Source organism: Petropleomorpha daqingensis (assembly GCF_013408985.1).
Classification (GTDB): domain Bacteria; phylum Actinomycetota; class Actinomycetes; order Mycobacteriales; family Geodermatophilaceae; genus Petropleomorpha; species Petropleomorpha daqingensis.
Map to the genome: position 1 here is coordinate 1,594,601 of NZ_JACBZT010000001.1, position 15,613 is coordinate 1,610,213.

16 protein-coding genes are annotated in these 15,613 nt (G+C 73.3%); 9 read left to right on the forward strand and 7 right to left on the reverse strand.

Annotated features, from left to right (window positions below; genetic code table 11):
- Positions 1-68: 68 nt before the first annotated feature.
- Positions 69-644, reverse strand: a complete 576-nt coding sequence (locus GGQ55_RS07975) for a hypothetical protein (protein WP_179715907.1) — start codon at positions 642-644, stop codon at positions 69-71.
- A gap of 101 nt (positions 645-745) precedes the next feature.
- On the opposite strand from GGQ55_RS07975, the gene GGQ55_RS07980 reads away from it, so the two are divergent.
- Genes GGQ55_RS07980 through GGQ55_RS07995 form a run of 4 tightly spaced genes read left to right on the forward strand, consistent with a single transcriptional unit; the run spans position 746 to position 2,632 of the window.
- Entirely contained in the window at positions 746-1,324 is a 579-nt protein-coding gene (locus GGQ55_RS07980; RefSeq protein ID WP_179715908.1) for a helix-turn-helix domain-containing protein, read from the forward strand.
- Between the two features lie 19 nt (positions 1,325-1,343).
- Positions 1,344-1,946 carry a hypothetical protein gene (locus GGQ55_RS07985; protein ID WP_179715909.1) on the forward strand — a complete coding sequence of 201 codons (603 nt, stop codon included), beginning with the start codon at positions 1,344-1,346 and terminating at the stop codon, positions 1,944-1,946.
- Positions 1,947-1,967: 21 nt separating this feature from the next.
- Positions 1,968-2,237 carry an ArsR/SmtB family transcription factor gene (locus GGQ55_RS07990; protein ID WP_179715910.1) on the forward strand — a complete coding sequence of 90 codons (270 nt, stop codon included), beginning with the start codon at positions 1,968-1,970 and terminating at the stop codon, positions 2,235-2,237.
- Between the two features lie 11 nt (positions 2,238-2,248).
- The gene (locus tag GGQ55_RS07995; protein ID WP_179715911.1) at positions 2,249-2,632 is read left to right on the forward strand and encodes a VOC family protein; all 384 of its coding nucleotides are present in this window, start codon (positions 2,249-2,251) and stop codon (positions 2,630-2,632) included.
- A gap of 88 nt (positions 2,633-2,720) precedes the next feature.
- On the opposite strand, the gene GGQ55_RS08000 is transcribed toward GGQ55_RS07995, so the two are convergent.
- The 4 genes from GGQ55_RS08000 to rhaI form a co-directional block, all read right to left on the reverse strand.
- Positions 2,721-3,578 carry an aldo/keto reductase gene (locus GGQ55_RS08000; RefSeq protein ID WP_179715912.1) on the reverse strand — a complete coding sequence of 286 codons (858 nt, stop codon included), beginning with the start codon at positions 3,576-3,578 and terminating at the stop codon, positions 2,721-2,723.
- A 9-nt stretch (positions 3,579-3,587) separates the two neighbouring features.
- Positions 3,588-5,066, reverse strand: coding sequence for a rhamnulokinase (locus GGQ55_RS08005; protein ID WP_366488986.1), 1,479 nt, complete (start codon positions 5,064-5,066; stop codon positions 3,588-3,590).
- On the reverse strand, positions 5,063-7,099 hold the full coding sequence (locus GGQ55_RS08010; protein ID WP_179715913.1) for a bifunctional aldolase/short-chain dehydrogenase: 2,037 nt from the start codon (positions 7,097-7,099) through the stop codon (positions 5,063-5,065). The genes GGQ55_RS08005 and GGQ55_RS08010 overlap by 4 nt, the downstream gene beginning before the upstream one ends.
- A gap of 79 nt (positions 7,100-7,178) precedes the next feature.
- Positions 7,179-8,348: an L-rhamnose isomerase gene (rhaI, locus tag GGQ55_RS08015; RefSeq protein WP_179715914.1), complete on the reverse strand. Its 1,170-nt coding sequence runs from the start codon at positions 8,346-8,348 to the stop codon at positions 7,179-7,181.
- Positions 8,349-8,518: 170 nt separating this feature from the next.
- On the opposite strand from rhaI, the gene GGQ55_RS08020 reads away from it, so the two are divergent.
- From GGQ55_RS08020 to GGQ55_RS08035, 4 genes are read left to right on the forward strand one after another with little or no spacing between them, the layout of a single operon-like run.
- Positions 8,519-9,550, forward strand: coding sequence for a LacI family DNA-binding transcriptional regulator (locus tag GGQ55_RS08020; protein ID WP_366490328.1), 1,032 nt, complete (start codon positions 8,519-8,521; stop codon positions 9,548-9,550).
- Positions 9,547-10,320 (forward strand): (Fe-S)-binding protein, encoded by a 774-nt coding sequence (locus GGQ55_RS08025; RefSeq protein WP_179715915.1) that lies wholly within the window; start codon positions 9,547-9,549, stop codon positions 10,318-10,320. The genes GGQ55_RS08020 and GGQ55_RS08025 overlap by 4 nt, the downstream gene beginning before the upstream one ends.
- Positions 10,317-11,774: a LutB/LldF family L-lactate oxidation iron-sulfur protein gene (locus GGQ55_RS08030; protein WP_179715916.1), complete on the forward strand. Its 1,458-nt coding sequence runs from the start codon at positions 10,317-10,319 to the stop codon at positions 11,772-11,774. Before GGQ55_RS08025 ends, GGQ55_RS08030 begins: the two co-directional genes overlap by 4 nt.
- Positions 11,771-12,394 (forward strand): LutC/YkgG family protein, encoded by a 624-nt coding sequence (locus GGQ55_RS08035; RefSeq protein ID WP_179715917.1) that lies wholly within the window; start codon positions 11,771-11,773, stop codon positions 12,392-12,394. The genes GGQ55_RS08030 and GGQ55_RS08035 overlap by 4 nt, the downstream gene beginning before the upstream one ends.
- Here the strand turns inward: GGQ55_RS08035 and GGQ55_RS08040 are convergent.
- On the reverse strand, positions 12,391-13,947 hold the full coding sequence (locus tag GGQ55_RS08040) for an LCP family protein (RefSeq protein ID WP_179715918.1): 1,557 nt from the start codon (positions 13,945-13,947) through the stop codon (positions 12,391-12,393). The two genes, GGQ55_RS08035 and GGQ55_RS08040, sit on opposite strands and share 4 nt — an antisense overlap.
- A 203-nt stretch (positions 13,948-14,150) precedes the next feature.
- Here GGQ55_RS08040 and GGQ55_RS08045 point away from each other — a divergent pair, with 203 nt between their 5' ends.
- Entirely contained in the window at positions 14,151-15,083 is a 933-nt protein-coding gene (locus GGQ55_RS08045) for an acyl-ACP desaturase (protein WP_179715919.1), read from the forward strand.
- A 30-nt stretch (positions 15,084-15,113) separates the two neighbouring features.
- Here the strand turns inward: GGQ55_RS08045 and GGQ55_RS08050 are convergent, their stop codons facing one another.
- A complete protein-coding gene (locus GGQ55_RS08050) occupies positions 15,114-15,590 on the reverse strand; it encodes a RidA family protein (protein ID WP_179715920.1) in 477 nt (158 codons plus the stop codon).
- Between the last annotated feature and the right edge of the window lie 23 nt (positions 15,591-15,613).

Sequence of the window (15,613 nt, forward strand, 5' to 3'; positions counted from 1 at the left end):
AGGGGTGCCATGGCTCCACCATGCCAGTCGTCTCAGACGTCTTCTACGCAGGCAGGACGTGATCCCGGTCACTCCCGGGGCAGCACGGGCTCCTGCCCGGGCGCCCAGGCCCAGGTGAAGCCCACGGTCACGCCCTCTGCGGAGTCCACGAAGCGGTGCGCCGCGTGCTCGGCGTCGAGGGTGACCACCTCGGCGGCCCGCACCGTCGCGTCCGGGCCGAAGCCGTCCCAGACCGCCCACTCCAGCCGGGCCGGCAACCGCAGCGGGGAGAACTCCACGCGCATGTCGAGCCGCTCGACGCGCTGCCGCATGCCGCGGCGCAGCTGCGGCGGCGGCACCGAGCGCCAGTCGAAGAGGGTCTCGTACTCCATCGCGGCCGTCTCCCCCACCGCCAGCGTGCGCGGCAGCACGAGGTCGACTGCCGTGAGCCCGTGGGCGTCGGGCCGGGGAGCACCCGCGCGGCAGCCCCGGACCGCCCGCACCCGGGCCTCCCGGCTGTCGAACCGGTAGGTGTAGGTGGCCAGTCCCGGTCGCAGCGCGCGCAGGACGTGCACGGTGCGATGGCGCGCCGGCAGCCCGTCCGCGCCGACCACGTGCCACTCGTGCAGCGACACCGTGCGGTGCGCCGGCCCCGCCCCCGTCACCCGTTGCCTCCCCGTCGAAGCGACCGGTACCGAAACGCCGCTCCCACCTGCGCGGATCCGGAACGGGTGAGAACCTACCGGGGAGCGACGGAAGGAGCACGGTGGAGGCTCGGGGTCGTTCGGAACCGCACCGGATCGCCGTCGTCGCGGACGATTCCGCTGCCCGGGAGAACCTCCGCGCCGCCGTCGACCGGGTGCCCGGCACCCAGGTGGTGGCCTGGTCGGAGCGGGTGGGCCACCTGTTCGCGCTCGGCTCCCGGCTCGACGTGGTCGTCTGCACGGCGACGCCGGAGCGCGACGACGCCGTCCGGCTGCGCCAGCGGGGCACCGCGGTGGTCGTCGCCGGCCCCGGGACCGATCCGGCCGAGGTGCTCCGGGCGGAGCTGGAGCGGAGCCCGGCAGGTGGGGGTGTCCGCCGTCCCCGGCTGGCGCCGCGGCAGCGCGAGGTCCTCGTCGCCTACGTCGCCGGCAGCGACCTGCTGCCGACCGTCGCACGCGAGCTGGGCATGGACCGGGAGACGCTGAAGACCCACCTGCGCCGGATCCGGCTCAAGTACGCCGAGGTGGGCCGGCCGGCCCCGACCCGCCGCGACCTGTACGTGCGGGCGGTGGAGGACGGCCTGGTCCCGCCGCCGGCCGAGGACGGGCACCACCACTCGGGTGGGCGCGCCGGGCCCTGATCGGGTGCACACTGCCGCCGTGAGCAGGACGTTCCCGGTGGTGCTCGCGCTGTTCCTGGCCGCGCTGGGCGTGGTGGTGCTGCCTGCTGCCCCCGCGGCCGCCTGCGACTGCGTGTCCGACGACGCTGCCGGGTTCTTCGCACGGGCCGACGTCGTCTTCACCGGCACGCTCGTCTCGCGAGAGGTGAGCCATCCGAACGCGCCGGTCTTCAGCAGCGCCGACCCGGCGCTGCACGTCTTCGCCGTCGACTCGGTGTTCAAGGGCTCAGCCGCGGAGCACCAGGGCGTCGTCTCGGCGGACAGCGGCGCGACCTGCGGACTGGAGCTCTCCGGGACCGGGCCGTTCGTCGTCTTCGCCAACTCCGACGCGGCGCTGCCGGCGGGGGAGTACGCGGCGTCCCTGTGCGGCGGCAGCGGCCCGCTCACCGCAGCGCTGGAGGCCGACCTCCGGGAGCTCGGGCCGGCCGCGGGGCCGTCGGCGGAGCCCCGTCCGGGCGCGGCCGGGGTGGCACCCGTCGACGGACCCGGGCCGTGGCCGTGGCTGGCCGGCGGCGCCGTCGTCCTGGTGGCAGGTGCCCTGGTCCGGCGGCGGCGACGCCGGCGGGTCTTGTCAGGCAAGTAGATACTTGCCTATTGTTCCGTCGTGGGCGACGTGTTCAAGGCGCTCGCCGACCCGACCCGACGCGCCATCCTCGACGAGCTGCAGGAGCGGAACGGCCAGACGCTGTTCGAGCTGATCGCCCGCCTGATCTCCAAGCACGGGCTGAGCTCGACCCGGCAGGCGGTGTCCCAGCACCTGGAGGTGCTCGAGGCGGCGGGGCTGGTCCGGTCGCGCCGCGAGGGTCGGTACAAGTTCCACGACCTGGACACCTCGCCGCTCAAGGCCATCGTCGAGCGGTGGCACATCGAGTGAGGAGAACTGCCGTGCGGATCAACCTGACCAGCGTGCTGGTCGACGACCAGGACAGGGCGTTGCGCTTCTACACCGAGGTGCTGGGCTTCGTGAAGAAGACCGAGGTGCCGCTGGGGGAGCACCGGTGGCTCACCGTCGTCTCGCCCGAGGCGCCGGACGGCGTCGAGCTGGTCCTCGAGCCCGACGAGCACCCCGCCGCCAAGCCGTTCAAGGCGGCGCTGGTGGCCGACGGGATCCCCTACACCTCGTTCGCGGTGGCCGACGTGCACGCCGAGTTCGACCGGCTCAAGGGGCTCGGGGTCACGTTCACCCAGGAGCCCACGCAGATGGGACCGGTGACGACGGCGGTCTTCGACGACACCTGCGGCAACCTCATCCAGATCGCCGCGATGTAGGACAGACAGCCGCGTCAGCCGTCCGGCGGCTCTCGGCCCCCTCTCGGGTCCCACCCCGAGCCTGCGAGGGGTGGGGAGGAGGGGGTCCTTACACGAAGAGGGGCGTGGCCTCCTGGCGGGCGGCGAGCGCGGCCATGTCGTCGTCCGAGGGGCGCTGCTGGAAGCGCTCGGCGGCGTCGAGCAGCAGCGGGAGGATCTCGACGTCCCCGGTGGTGAGCAGGAACGCCTGCGGCCGCCCGAGCACCCAGTGCACGGCGAGGTCGATGTCGGCCTGCTCGCGCAGCGGCTCGTACCAGGTCGACGCGGTGGCCTTGCGACCGTCCCAGCGGCGCCGGGCGAGGCTCTTGATCGTCTGCAGCGCCACGTCCCGCTCGGCGCAGACGGCGGCGAGGGCCTCGAACCGGTCGGCGTAGCGCTCGTCCTGCATCTGCACCCAGTTGTAGGGGCAGAGCACCGAGTCGAAGGCGAAGCGCTCGAGGCTGCGCCGGTGCATCTCGGGCACCGACAGGCCGTGGCCGGTGACGCCGATGAAGCGGACCAGCCCCTCCTCGCGCGCCTCGAGCGCGGCCTCCAGGGCACCGCCGCCGCTCAGGGCCTGGTCCCACTCGATGACGTCGACCAGGTTGTGCAGCTGGATCGAGTCGACGCGGTCGACGCCGAGGCGGTCCAGCGAGCGGTGGATCGACTCCCGCGCCTCCCGGTAGGTGCGCTTCTCGGTCTTGGTGGCGAGGAAGAACGTGTCCGGGTGCCGCTTGAGCCAGGGCGCCACGCGCAGCTCGGCGTCGCCGTAGCTGGCCGCGACGTCGATGTGGTTGATCCCGTGCTCCAGCAGGACGTCGAGCGCCCGGTCGGCGTCCCCCTTCGACCCCCTGGCCAGTGCCGCCGCCCCGAAGATGACCCGGCTGGACTCGTGCCCGGTCGCGCCGAACGGCGCCCGCTCGATCATGCGCCGACCCTAGGCCCGGGAACCCCCGAGCCGCGCCTCGGCGGCGTCCCACCCGGGACCGCTGCCCGGCGTCGGGCGGTACGTGCGCACCTCCTGCGTCGCGCACAGCAACGACCGAAGCTCGGCCAGTCCGCCGGCGAGCACCCCGGCGGCCCGGGCCTGCACCAGCGCGTTGCCCAGTGCGGCTGCCTCGACCGGCCCGGCGAGCACGGGGACACCGCAGGCGTCGGCGGTCAGCTGGCAGAGCAGGGCGTTGCGCGCTCCCCCGCCGACCAGGTGCACGACCTCGACCTCGCGGCCGGAGAGCTCCGCGGCGCGGCGGACGGTGCGCCGGTAGGCCAGCGCGAGGCTGTCGAGGATGCACCGGACCGTCGCGGGCACGCTCTGCGGCGGGACCTGCCCGGTCTCCGCGCAGACCTGCGCGATCCGGGCCGGCATGTCACCCGGCGGCAGGAAGCGGGGGTCGTCGGCGTCGACCAGCGCCGTGAACACCGGCACCTGCGCCGCAGCGGCGAGCAGATCGGGCAGGTCGGCGGTGAGCCCGGATGAAGCCCAGGTGCGCTGCGACTCCTGGAGCAGCCACAGGCCCATGACGTTGTGCAGGTAGCGGACCGTTCCGTCCACGCCCAGTTCGTTGGTGAACCCGGCCCGCCGGCTCTGCTCGGTCAGCACCGGCTCGTCCAGCTCGACGCCGACCAGCGACCAGGTGCCGCAGGAGATGTAGGCGAACCGGTCGGTGGACGCGGGCACGCCCACGACCGCCGAGGCGGTGTCGTGCGAGGCGACCGCGGTGACGGGGACTGGCCCGGCCAGGCCGGTCTCCGCCAGCACCTCAGCGGTGAGCTCGCCGATCCGCTCTCCCGGCCCGCGCAGCGGCGGGAAGAGGCCGCGCGGCAGGCCGAGCTCGTCGACGAGCTCCCACGCCCACTGCCGGCTGGTCGCGTCGAGCAGCCCGGTGGTCGAGGCGTTGGTGAGCTCCGCGCCGACCGCACCGGTCAGCCAGTAGCCGAGCAGGTCGGGGATCAGCAGGAGCGTGCGCGCGGCCTCCAGCTGGGCCGTCCCCCGTGCGGCGGCCAGCTGGAAGATCGTGTTGAACGGCAGGTGCTGCAGTCCGGTGGTCCGGTACAGCTCGTCCGGCGGGACGACGGCGTGCACCGCCGGTACCGCCGTCTCGTGCCGGGCGTCGCGGTAGTGCACCGGGTTGCCGAGCAGCACGCCGTCGGCGTCGAGCCGGCCGGTGTCCACCCCCCAGCTGTCGATGCCCACCCCGGCGAGCCGGCCGGCGTCCCGGCCCGCGGCGCGCAGCCCCTCGAGGATGCCGCCGTGCAGGGCCAGGACGTCCCAGTGCAGCGTGCCGCCGACGCGGACCGGCCGGTTGGGGAACCGGTGCACCTCGTGCAGGTCGAGGCGGTCCGGGCCGACCCGCGCGGCCATGACCCGGCCGCTGGAGGCGCCCAGGTCGACGGCCGCGAAGGTCGTGCCGGTCACCGCAGGAACGCCGCCGCGACGCCGGAGTCCACCGGGATGTGCAGACCCGTCGTCCGGGTGAGCTCCCCGCCGGTGAGGGCGAGGACGGCGTCGGCCACGTGCTCGGGCAGCACCTCGCGCTTGAGCAGGGTGCGCTGGGCGTAGTACTGGCCGAGCTCCTCCTCGGGGACGCCGTAGACCGCGGCGCGCTGGGCGCCCCAGCCGCCGGCGAAGATCCCCGACCCGCGGACGACGCCGTCGGGGTTGATGCCGTTGACCCGGATCTGGTGCTCGCCGAGCTCGGCGGCCAGCAGCCGCACCTGGTGCGCCTGGTCGGCCTTGGTCGAGGAGTACGCGATGTTGCTCGTCCCGGCGAAGACGGAGTTCTTGCTGGAGATGTAGACGATGTCGCCGCCGAGACCCTGCTCGATCATGATCCGGGCCGCCTCGCGGGAGACCAGGAAGCTGCCCTTGGCCATGACGTCGTGCTGCAGGTCCCAGTCGGCCTCCGTCGTCTCCAGCAGGGGCTTGGAGATCGACAGGCCGGCGTTGTTGACCACCAGGTCGACGCCGCCGAAGGCGAGCACCGCCTCGCGGAAGGCCGCGGCCACCGCCTCGGCGTCGCTCACGTCGGCCGCCACGCCGACGGCGACGTCGGTGCCACCGATCTCGGCGGCGGCGTCCCGGGCCTTGTGCAGGTCGAGGTCGGCGACGACGACGCAGGCGCCCTCGCGGGCCAGCCGCTGCGCGATGGCCTTGCCGATCCCGCTCGCCGCGCCGGTGACCAGGGCGACGCGGGTGGCCAGCGGCTTCGGCTTCGGCATCCGCTGGAGCTTGGCCTCCTCGAGCGCCCAGTACTCGATGCGGAACTTCTCGGCCTCGTCGATCGGCGCGTAGGTGCTGACCGCCTCGGCGCCGCGCATGACGTTGATGGCGTTGACGTAGAACTCGCCGGCCACACGGGCGGTCTGCTTGTCCTTGCCGAAGCTGAACATGCCGACCCCGGGCACCAGGACGATCGCCGGGTCCGCACCGCGCATCGCGGGGGAGTCCGGGGTGGCGTGCCGCTCGTAGTAGGCGGCGTACTCGGCGCGGTACTCCTCGTGCAGAGCGTGCAGCCGGGCCACGGCCTCGTCGAGCGGCGCCGTGGGCGGCAGGTCGAGGACCAGCGGGCGCACCTTCGTGCGCAGGAAGTGGTCGGGGCAGGACGTGCCCAGCGCCGCCAGCCGCGGGTGCTCGCTCGCGGCCAGGAACTCCAGGACGACGTCGGCGTCGGTGAAGTGGCCGACCTGCGGCTTGTCGGTGCCGGCCAGCCCGCGGATCACCGGCGCCAGGGCGGCCGCGCGGATCCGGCGCTCGGCCGGCGCCAGCGGCTCGAACCCGGGCAGCGGGGCGCCGAAGGGTTCGGCCTTCCCGCGCTCGGCGAGGAACCGCTCCGCCGTCCGGATGATCTCGAGGCTGTTGGCCTCGCACTCCTCGCTGGTCTGCCCCCACGCGGTGATGCCGTGGCCGCCCAGGATGCAGCCGATCGCCTGCGGGTTCTTCTCGGCGATCGCGGCGATGTCCAGGCCCAGCTGGAAGCCGGGACGGCGCCACGGCACCCAGACGACGCGTTCGCCGAAGCACTCGCGGGTGAGCTGCTCGCCGTCCTCGGCCGTGGCCAGGGCGATGCCGGAGTCGGGGTGCAGGTGGTCGACGTGCGGCGCGGTCACCAGGCCGTGCATCGCGGTGTCGATCGACGGGGCGGCGCCGCCGCGGCCGTGCAGGCAGTAGTCGAACGCGGCGACCATCTCGTCCTCGCGCTCGACGCCGGGGTAGACGTCGACGAGGGAGCGCAGCCGGTCCAGCCGCAGGACGGCCAGGCCGCTCTCCGTCAGCGTGCCGAGGTCGCCGCCGGAGCCCTTGACCCAGACCAGCTCGACCGGCGTGCCGGTGACCGGGTCGGTCTCGGTGCCCTTGGCGGAGGTGTTGCCGCCGGCGTAGTTGGTGTTGCGCGGGTCGGCGCCGAGCCGGTTGGACCGGCCGATCAGCTCACTGACCACGGGGTTCGTCACGGGAGCAGTTCCTTCGATCGTCGAGAAAGGTGGTTTCGCGCGCTTGACCGCGCGCGGTTAAGCGCGCGAAACCGCGGGATCAGGCGCCCCAGCCGGCCTGCTGGCCGCCGACGCGCTCGCGGGCGATGCGCTCCTGGTAGCCGGAGCGGGCGTAGGCGGCGTACGGGTCGGGCTCGAGGCCCTTCGACTCGCGCAGCTCGGCCAGCAACGGCCGGACGTCGGTGTTGTAGGCGTCCATCAGGACGCCGTTCGCGGCCAGCACGTCACCGGACCGCTGGGCCTCGCGCAGCGCTTCGCGGTCGACCAGCAGCGCCTTCGCGGTCGCCTCCTGGACGTTCTGCACCGAGCGGATCTGGCCGGGGATCTTCGGCTCGATGTTGTGGCACTGGTCGAGCATGAAGTTGACGCCGGAGTCCGGGCGCAGCGCGTCGGCGGCCACGATCTCGTTCATGATCCGGAACAGCTGGAACGGGTCCGCGGACCCGACGATGAGGTCGTCGTCGGCGTAGTTGCGGGAGTTGAAGTCGAAGGCGCCCAGCCGGCCGGCCCGCAGCAGCTGCATGACGATGAACTCGATGTTCGTCCCGGGCGCGTGGTGGCCGGTGTCGAGCACGACCTGCGCCCGCTCGCCGAGCGCGAGGCAGTGCAGCAGCGAGGTGCCCCAGTCGGGGATGTCCATCGCGTAGAAGTACGGCTCGAAGAACTTGTACTCGATGAGCAGCCGGTGCTCGGGGTCCAGCAGCGCGTAGATCTGCTGCAGCGAGTCGGCGAGCCGGTCCTGGCGGGCGCGCAGGTCGTCCTGGCCCGGGTAGTTGGTGCCGTCGGGCAGCCAGAGCTTGAGGGCGGTCGACCCGGTCTGCCGCATGACCTCCACGCACTGCGCGTGGTGGGCGATCGCCTTGGCGCGCACCCGCTGGTCGGGGTGGGTCAGCGAGCCGAGCCGGTAGTCGTCGTCCTGGAACAGGTTGGAGTTGATCCCGCCGATCTGCACGCCCAGGTCAGCCGCGTGCGCGGCGAGCTTGCCGTAGTCCTCGACGAGGTCCCACGGGATGTGCAGCGAGACCCGCGGCGCGACCCCCGTGTAGCGGTGCACCTGGGCGGCGTCCTCGAGCTTCTCGAACGGATCGCGCGCCACACCGGGCTGGCCGAACACCTTGAAGCGGGTGCCGGAGTTGCCGAACGCCCAGGAGGGCAGCTCGATCGTCTGCGCGGCCAGGGCCTCGAGGGCGCGGGCACGGAGGTCGGTCACGGGTCTCTCCGATCGGAGCGAGCAAGTGCTGTGAAACGTTTCAGGAAATGATGGCGCAGACCCTAAGGAACCTGCTAGGAATGTGTCAACCACTGCGCCACGATCCTCTCGGGAACGGCGTCCGCTTCCGTCGTTGAGACGGTTCACCAGGAGGTCCGCTGACCGCCAGCATCCGCGACGTCGCCCTGCGGGCCGGGGTGTCGGTCGGCACCGTGAGCAACGTCCTCAACCGGCCCGAGGTGGTCAGCCCGCCCACCCGCGAGCGCGTGCTCGCCGCGATCGACGCGTTGGGCTTCGTGCGCAACGAGTCGGCCCGTCACCTGCGCGCGGGCTCCAGCCGCACGGTCGGCCTCGTCGTCCTCGACATCGCCAACCCGTTCTTCACCGACGTCGCCCGCGGGGTCGAGGACGTCCTCAACGAGCAGGGCCTGGCGCTGATCCTGTGCAACGCCGACGACCGCCCCGAGAAGGAGGCGGCCTACCTGGCGGTGCTGGCCGAGCAGCGGGTGCAGGGCGTGATCATCACGCCCACCGCCCAGCTGTCCCCGCACCTCGACGCGATCCGGCAGCGCGGCGTCCCCGTCGTCCTGCTCGACCGCCGGGCACCCGGTCCCGACCAGTGCTCGGTCGCCGTCGACGACGTCGTCGGCGGTCAGCTGGCCGCCGAGCACCTGCTGGAGCGCGGGCACGAGCGGATCGCGTTCATCGGCGGCCCGTCCGGGCTGCCGCAGGTGCAGGAACGGCACGCCGGCGTGGAGCGCGCCGTCCGCCGGCGGTTCGGGTCCGACGAGCCGCTGACCGTGTTCTCCCCGGAGACGCTCACCGTGCTCGGCGGTCGCGAGGCCGGCGCGCAGATCGTCGGGATGTCCGAGTCGCGGCGGCCGACGGCGGCGGTCTGCGCCAACGACCTGATCGCGCTGGGCCTGCTGCAGGAGATGGTCCGGCACGGGGTGCGGGTCCCGGACGACTTCGCGATCGTGGGCTACGACGACATCGACTTCGCCGGCGCGGCCGCCGTTCCGCTCACCTCGGTGCGCAAGCCGCGCCAGGAGCTCGGCCGCCGGGCCGCCGAGCTGCTGATCGAGGAGGCCAACGCGCACGCGACGCACCTGCACCAGCAACTGGTCTACGAGCCGACGCTCGTCGTCCGGGAGTCCAGCATGGTCCGCCGCTCCGCGGCGGCCCGGAGAGGGAGCGCATGAAGGTCGCGCTGTTCGCCACCTGCCTGGTGGACACCGTCGCACCGCAGGTGGCCCGCGCGACGGCGGTGCTGCTCGAGCGGCTGGGGCACGAGGTCGTCGTCCCGCCCGGCCAGGCGTGCTGCGGTCAGATGCACGTCAACACCGGCTACCGCCGCGAGGCGGTGCCGATCGTGGCCAACCACGTGCGCGCCTTCGCCGGTGCGGAGGCGGTCGTGGCGCCGTCCGGCTCGTGCGTCGCGTCCATCCACCACCAGCAGGCCGACGTGCTGCGCCGGGGCGGCGAGACCGCCCTGGCCGACGAGGCCGCCGCGCTCGCCGAGCGGACCTACGAGCTCTCCCAGTTCCTCGTCGACGTCCTCGGGGTGACCGACGTCGGCGCCTACTACCCGCACCGCGTGACCTACCACCCGACCTGCCACTCGCTGCGGATGCTCCACGTCGGCGACCGACCGGTGCGGCTGCTGCGGGCGGTCCGCGGCCTGGAGCTGGTCGAGCTGCCCGGCGCCGAGCAGTGCTGCGGCTTCGGCGGCACGTTCGCGGTCAAGAACGCCGACACCTCGACGGCGATGCTCACCGACAAGATGGCGAACATCCTCGGCACGCACGCCGAGGTCTGCACCGCCGGCGACGCGTCGTGCCTGATGCACATCGGCGGCGGGCTGTCGCGGCTGCGCTCGGGCACGCGCACCGTGCACCTCGCCGAGATCCTCGCCTCGACCGAAGAGGCGGTCTCCCCGCACCAGGCGACCCGGCCGGCGGTGCCGGCGTGACCGTCTTCCTCGGCCTGCCCACCGCACCCCGTGGGGTCGGCAACCTCCGCGGCGACCAGCCGTTCCCCGACGCCGCCCGCACCGCGCTGCGCGACGGGCAGCTGCGGGCCAACCTCGGCCACGCGACGAGCACGATCCGCGCGAAGCGGGCGGCCGTGGTCGGCGAGGTGCCCGACTGGGCGCAGCTGCGGGCAGCCGGCGCGGCGCTCAAGCGCGCGACCATGGCCCGGCTCGACGAGCACCTGCTCGCCCTCGAGGAGCAGGTCACCGCGCGCGGCGGCACCGTGCACTGGGCGCGCGACGCGAACGAGGCCAACGAGATCGTCACCCGCCTGGTCCGGGCCACCGGCAGCGACGAGGTGGTCAAGGTCAAGTCGATGGCCACCCAGGAGATCGGCCTCAACGAGGCGCTCGAGGCCGCCGGCATCGCCGCGCACGAGACCGACCTCGCCGAGCTGATCGTGCAGCTCGGGCACGACAAGCCCTCGCACATCCTGGTGCCGGCGATCCACAAGAACCGCGCGGAGATCCGCGAGATCTTCCTGCGCGAGATGCCGGCCGTGGACCCCGAGCTGACCGACGAGCCGCGGCAGCTGGCCATGGCCGCCCGCGCGCACCTGCGGGAGCGGTTCCTGCGGGCGAGGGTCGCGATCAGCGGGGCGAACTTCGCCGTGGCCAAGACCGGCACCCTCGCCGTCGTCGAGAGCGAGGGCAACGGGCGGATGTGCCTGACCCTGCCGGAGACGCTGATCACGGTCATGGGCATCGAGAAGCTCGTGCCCACCTGGCGCGACCTCGAGGTCTTCCTCCAACTGCTGCCGCGGAGCTCCACCGGCGAGCGGATGAACCCGTACACGTCGCTCTGGGCGGGGGTCACCCCCGGCGACGGGCCGCAGGAGTTCCACCTGGTCCTGCTGGACAACGGGCGGACGGCGACCCTCGCCGACGAGATCGGCCGCGAGGCGCTGCACTGCATCCGATGCTCGGCCTGCCTCAACGTCTGCCCGGTCTACGAGCGCACCGGCGGGCACGCGTACGGCTCGGTCTACCCGGGGCCGATCGGGGCGGTGCTCTCGCCGCAGCTGACCGGGGTGGAGGACAACGCCTCCCTGCCGTACGCGTCGTCGCTGTGCGGGGCCTGCTACGAGGTCTGCCCGGTGGCCATCGACATCCCGTCGATCCTCGTGCACCTGCGCGCCGAGCACGTCGAGGCCCAGGAGCGGACGACGGTCGAGGCCCTCGGCTTCCGCTGGCTGGCCAAGGCGATGTCGAACCCGCGGCTGTGGCACGCGGCGCAGAAGGCGGCCGGGCTGGGCCGGTTCCTCGCCCGCGGCAAGCCGACGATGCCCGCGGCGCTGCCGCCCCCGGCGTCGAAGTGGACGCGCACCCGCGATCTGCCCACCCCGCCGAAGGAGACCTTCACCCAGGCCTGGCTGCGGGAGCACGGCGGATGAGCGCCCGCGACGAGGTGCTGGCCCGGATCCGGACGGCGCTGGGCGACCGTCCGGCGGTGGCCGAGCTCGCCCGCGACTACCGGGTCCGCGACGACCGCCCGGCCGACGTCCTGCGCGAGGTGCTCGCCGACCGGCTCGAGGACTACCGGGCGCAGGTGCTGCGCTGCGCGCCGGACCGGATCGCCGAGGCGGTCAGCGCGGCGCTGGACGCCGGGCTGGGGGCCGGCTGGCGGCCGGCCGACGTCGTCGTTACCCCCGGTCTGCCGGGCCCCTGGCGTCCCGATGGGGTGACCGAGGACGACGGCCGCCCCGCGGTCGAGCTGGCCGGCTTCGCCGCCGCGGTCACCGGCGTCGCGGTCGCGATCGCCGAGACCGGCACGCTGGTGCTCGACGGCGCCGCCGAGAGCGGCCGGCGCGCGGTCTCCCTGCTGCCCGACTGCCTGGTCTGCGTGGTGACCTCCGACCAGGTCGTCGGGGGAGTGCCCGAGGGGCTCGCGCGGCTCGACCCGGTGCGACCGCTGACGATGATCAGCGGTCCGTCGGCCACCAGCGACATCGAGCTCTCGCGGGTCGAGGGCGTGCACGGCCCCCGGACCCTCGTGGTGGTGCTGGCCGCCTAGCGGTGGCGGGTGGGCGGCTTGCCCTGGGCGAGCGCCTGCTGCGCCTGCTGCGGGTTGTAGGCGCACGCGTCGCCGACGTCGGTGACCGGCGAGCCCGACGGCGGCGGCGTCTCCCCGGCGGACCCCGAGGTGACCGGGGCCGTCGTCCCCGTGGTCGGCGCCGCGCTGCTGCTGGACGCGGGGGCGTCGGACGACAGCGCGGACTGCACGATCTGGCGCATCTGGTCGTAGTCCGGGTACGCCGGGTCGATCAGCGTGTTGTCGAAGACGACGCTGTGCACCTCGGCGTCCTTGACCTGGAACCCGAGGTCGACGAAGTCCGACAGCGCCGACTGCGGGATGTCGGTGCTGACCATGTCCTGCGTGGTCTCGGCGATCTGCTGGTACTTGCGCAGCACCGTCACCGGGTCGGCGGCCTGGACGATGGCGCCGATCGTGCAGCGCTGCCGCGCCATGCGGTCGTAGTCGGTGAGGCCGAACCGGCCGCGGGCGAACTGCAGCGCGTGGAAGCCGTCGAGGTGCTGGTGCGGCCCGGGGGCGATGTAGTCGTCGGGCAGCTGCCCGGTGCCCGGGTCACCGTTGATCGGCACCCAGTAGTTGACGTTGACCGTGACGCCGCCGAGCGCGTCGACCAGCCGGCTGAAGCCCTCGAGGTTGACCAGCACGAAGTAGTCGATGTGCAGCCCGAGCGCCTGACCGACGCCGAGCTTGAGCCAGTCGGCGCCCTCGTCGTCGGTGGGGCCGAGGATGCCGGGGTGCTGCGCCGGGCCGTTGCGGTAGACGGCGTTGAGCAGTCCCTCGCTCTCGCTGCCGGCCTCGAAGCCGTTCGGGTAGAACTGCGCCATCGGGCTGCTCGGCGGGAAGGGCAGGTTCTCCAGGTTGCGGGGCAGGCTGAACAGCGTCGTGTCGCCGTTGTGGGTGTCGATGCTGGCCACGATCACCGTGTCGGTGCGCAGGCCGTCGCGGCCCGGACCGGAGTCACCGCCGAGCAGCAGCACGTTCACCCGGTCCTTGCCGGCGAACGGGTTGGGCTTGTCGTCGACGGTGGCCGACTGGTGGTCGGCGAAGACCCCGTTGATCAGGCCGCGCTGCGCGTCGGCCAGCCGCACCACCCAGTAGGCGGGCACGGCCACCGCGACCGCGAGCAGGACGACGAGCACCGTGCCGACGACGTGCTGCAGCGCGCGGGTCCCCCGGGGGGCGAGCATCGTGTAGCCCGCGGCGATCACCGCGATCCAGAGCAGCGCGATCAAGGCCACGCCGCCGATCACCCAGAGCAACGAACTCGTGCTCACCGCGAGCTGGACGGCGGCGTGCCGGCCGATCGTCGCGAGGTACAGGGCACCGCCGACCACCAGCAGGAACACCACCAGGGTCAGCGCGCCGAGCTTGCGCCGTCCGGCGGCGAAGAAGCCGGTCCCGGGGACGACGGCGCCGAGAACCGTGAGGCCGAGGGCCCCACCGAAGCTGTGGGCGGTCCGGCGCGAGCGGCGCGGCGGCCGGCGCGCACCACCGGATCCGGCGTCCGGCGGCGCCTCGAGGTCAGCGCTCACGCGTTGTGCCCAGGCCTCTGCCGCTCGGTCATCCGGCCATGATCGCACCCCGAGCTGAACACAGCCTGTGATCGGGCCCCCGCGACAGGAAGGTCCACCCGCTGGTGGGTGAGCTGGGTCGCATCGGGGCACCAACCCTTGATGTCACCCGTTGGCTACGGGAGCGTAGGTTACGCAGTCGTAGGTCGAGCCGGAGGTCGTCCATGTCCAGCACGCCCGCCCAGAGCGCCGTCCTCGTCGAACTCGAGCCGGTGGTCGCAGAGAACCTCGACCGGCACCTGTCGCTGGCCAAGGAGTGGCACCCGCACGACTACATCCCCTGGTCGCAGGGGCGCGACTTCGCGTTCCTGGGCGGGGAGGACTGGGCGCCGGAGCACTCGCGGCTCGACGAGACCGCCAAGGCCGCGATGATCACCAACCTGCTCACCGAGGACAACCTGCCCAGCTACCACCGCGAGATCGCCACCCGCTTCGGCCGGGACGGCGCGTGGGGCACGTGGATCGGCCGGTGGACGGCGGAGGAGAACCGGCACGGCGTCGCCCTGCGCGACTACCTCGTGGTCACCCGCGGCGTGGACCCCGTGGAGCTGGAGCGGGCCCGGATGGACTACATGACCATCGGCTACGACTCCGGGGACAAGACGCCGCTCGAGGCGATCGCCTACGTCTCGTTCCAGGAGCTGGCGACCCGCGTCTCGCACCGCAACACCGGCCGGGCCACCGGCGACCCGATCGCCGACCGGCTGCTGGCCCGCATCGCGACCGACGAGAACCTGCACATGGTCTTCTACCGGAACATGATGGCGGCCGCGTTCGACATCGACCCGGACCTGGCCATGCAGGCGGTGACCAAGGAGGTCGTCGGCTTCGAGATGCCCGGCGCCACCATGGCGAACTTCCGGCGCAACTCGATGCTGATCGCCAAGGCCGGCATCTACGACCTGCGGCTGCACCACGACGAGGTGGTCAGCCCCGTGCTGCGCGCCTGGAAGGTGTTCGACCGCACGGACCTGGGCCCGGCGGGGGAGAAGGCGCGCGAGGAGCTGGCCGTGTTCCTCGAGGGCCTCGACGCGCAGGCGACCCGGTTCGTGGAGAGCCGCGAGCGCGCCCGGGCCAGGGCCGCGGCCAAGGACTGACCATCAGCTCGTGAGCACCTGGCCGCGGTGTCATCCGGAGGATGACAGATCACAGAGGACGACGGCCTCGATCTCGACGGCGATGTCGAAGGGCAGCGCCGCCTGGCCCACCGCCGAGCGGGCGCCCCGGCCCTGGTCGCCGAACACCTCGACCAGCAGGTCGGAGCAGCCGTTGATGACACCCGGCGTGTCGGTGAAGCCGGGCGCCACGTTGACCATGCCGAAGAGCTTGACCACCTGACGCACGCGGCCGAGGTCGCCGAGTTCGGACTGGAGAACGGCGAGCAGCTGCAGCCCGGTCAGCCGGGCCGCCTCCCGCCCCTCGGCGAGGCTCAGCCCGCCGTCCCCCACCTTGCCGGTGACCATGCTCCCGTCGGGCCGCGCCGGCCCCGCGCCGGAGAGGAACAGCAGGTCGCCGGCCCGCATGACCGGGACGTAGTTGCCGCCCGGGGCGACCGGTTCCGGCAGCTCGATGCCGAGCTCCTTCAGGCGGGTGTCGACGTCCATGGGGTCCAGCCTGGCCGCCCGAG

Excerpts from the sequence above, each read along its gene's own strand:
- GGQ55_RS08000 (WP_179715912.1), bottom strand. The coding sequence starts at position 3,578 with ATGATCGAGCGGGCGCCGTTCGGCGCGACCGGGCACGAGTCCAGCCGG.
- GGQ55_RS08025 (WP_179715915.1), top strand. The coding sequence starts at position 9,547 with ATGAAGGTCGCGCTGTTCGCCACCTGCCTGGTGGACACCGTCGCACCG.
- GGQ55_RS08035 (WP_179715917.1), top strand. The coding sequence starts at position 11,771 with ATGAGCGCCCGCGACGAGGTGCTGGCCCGGATCCGGACGGCGCTGGGC.
- GGQ55_RS08045 (WP_179715919.1), top strand. The coding sequence starts at position 14,151 with ATGTCCAGCACGCCCGCCCAGAGCGCCGTCCTCGTCGAACTCGAGCCG.
- GGQ55_RS08050 (WP_179715920.1), bottom strand. The coding sequence starts at position 15,590 with ATGGACGTCGACACCCGCCTGAAGGAGCTCGGCATCGAGCTGCCGGAA.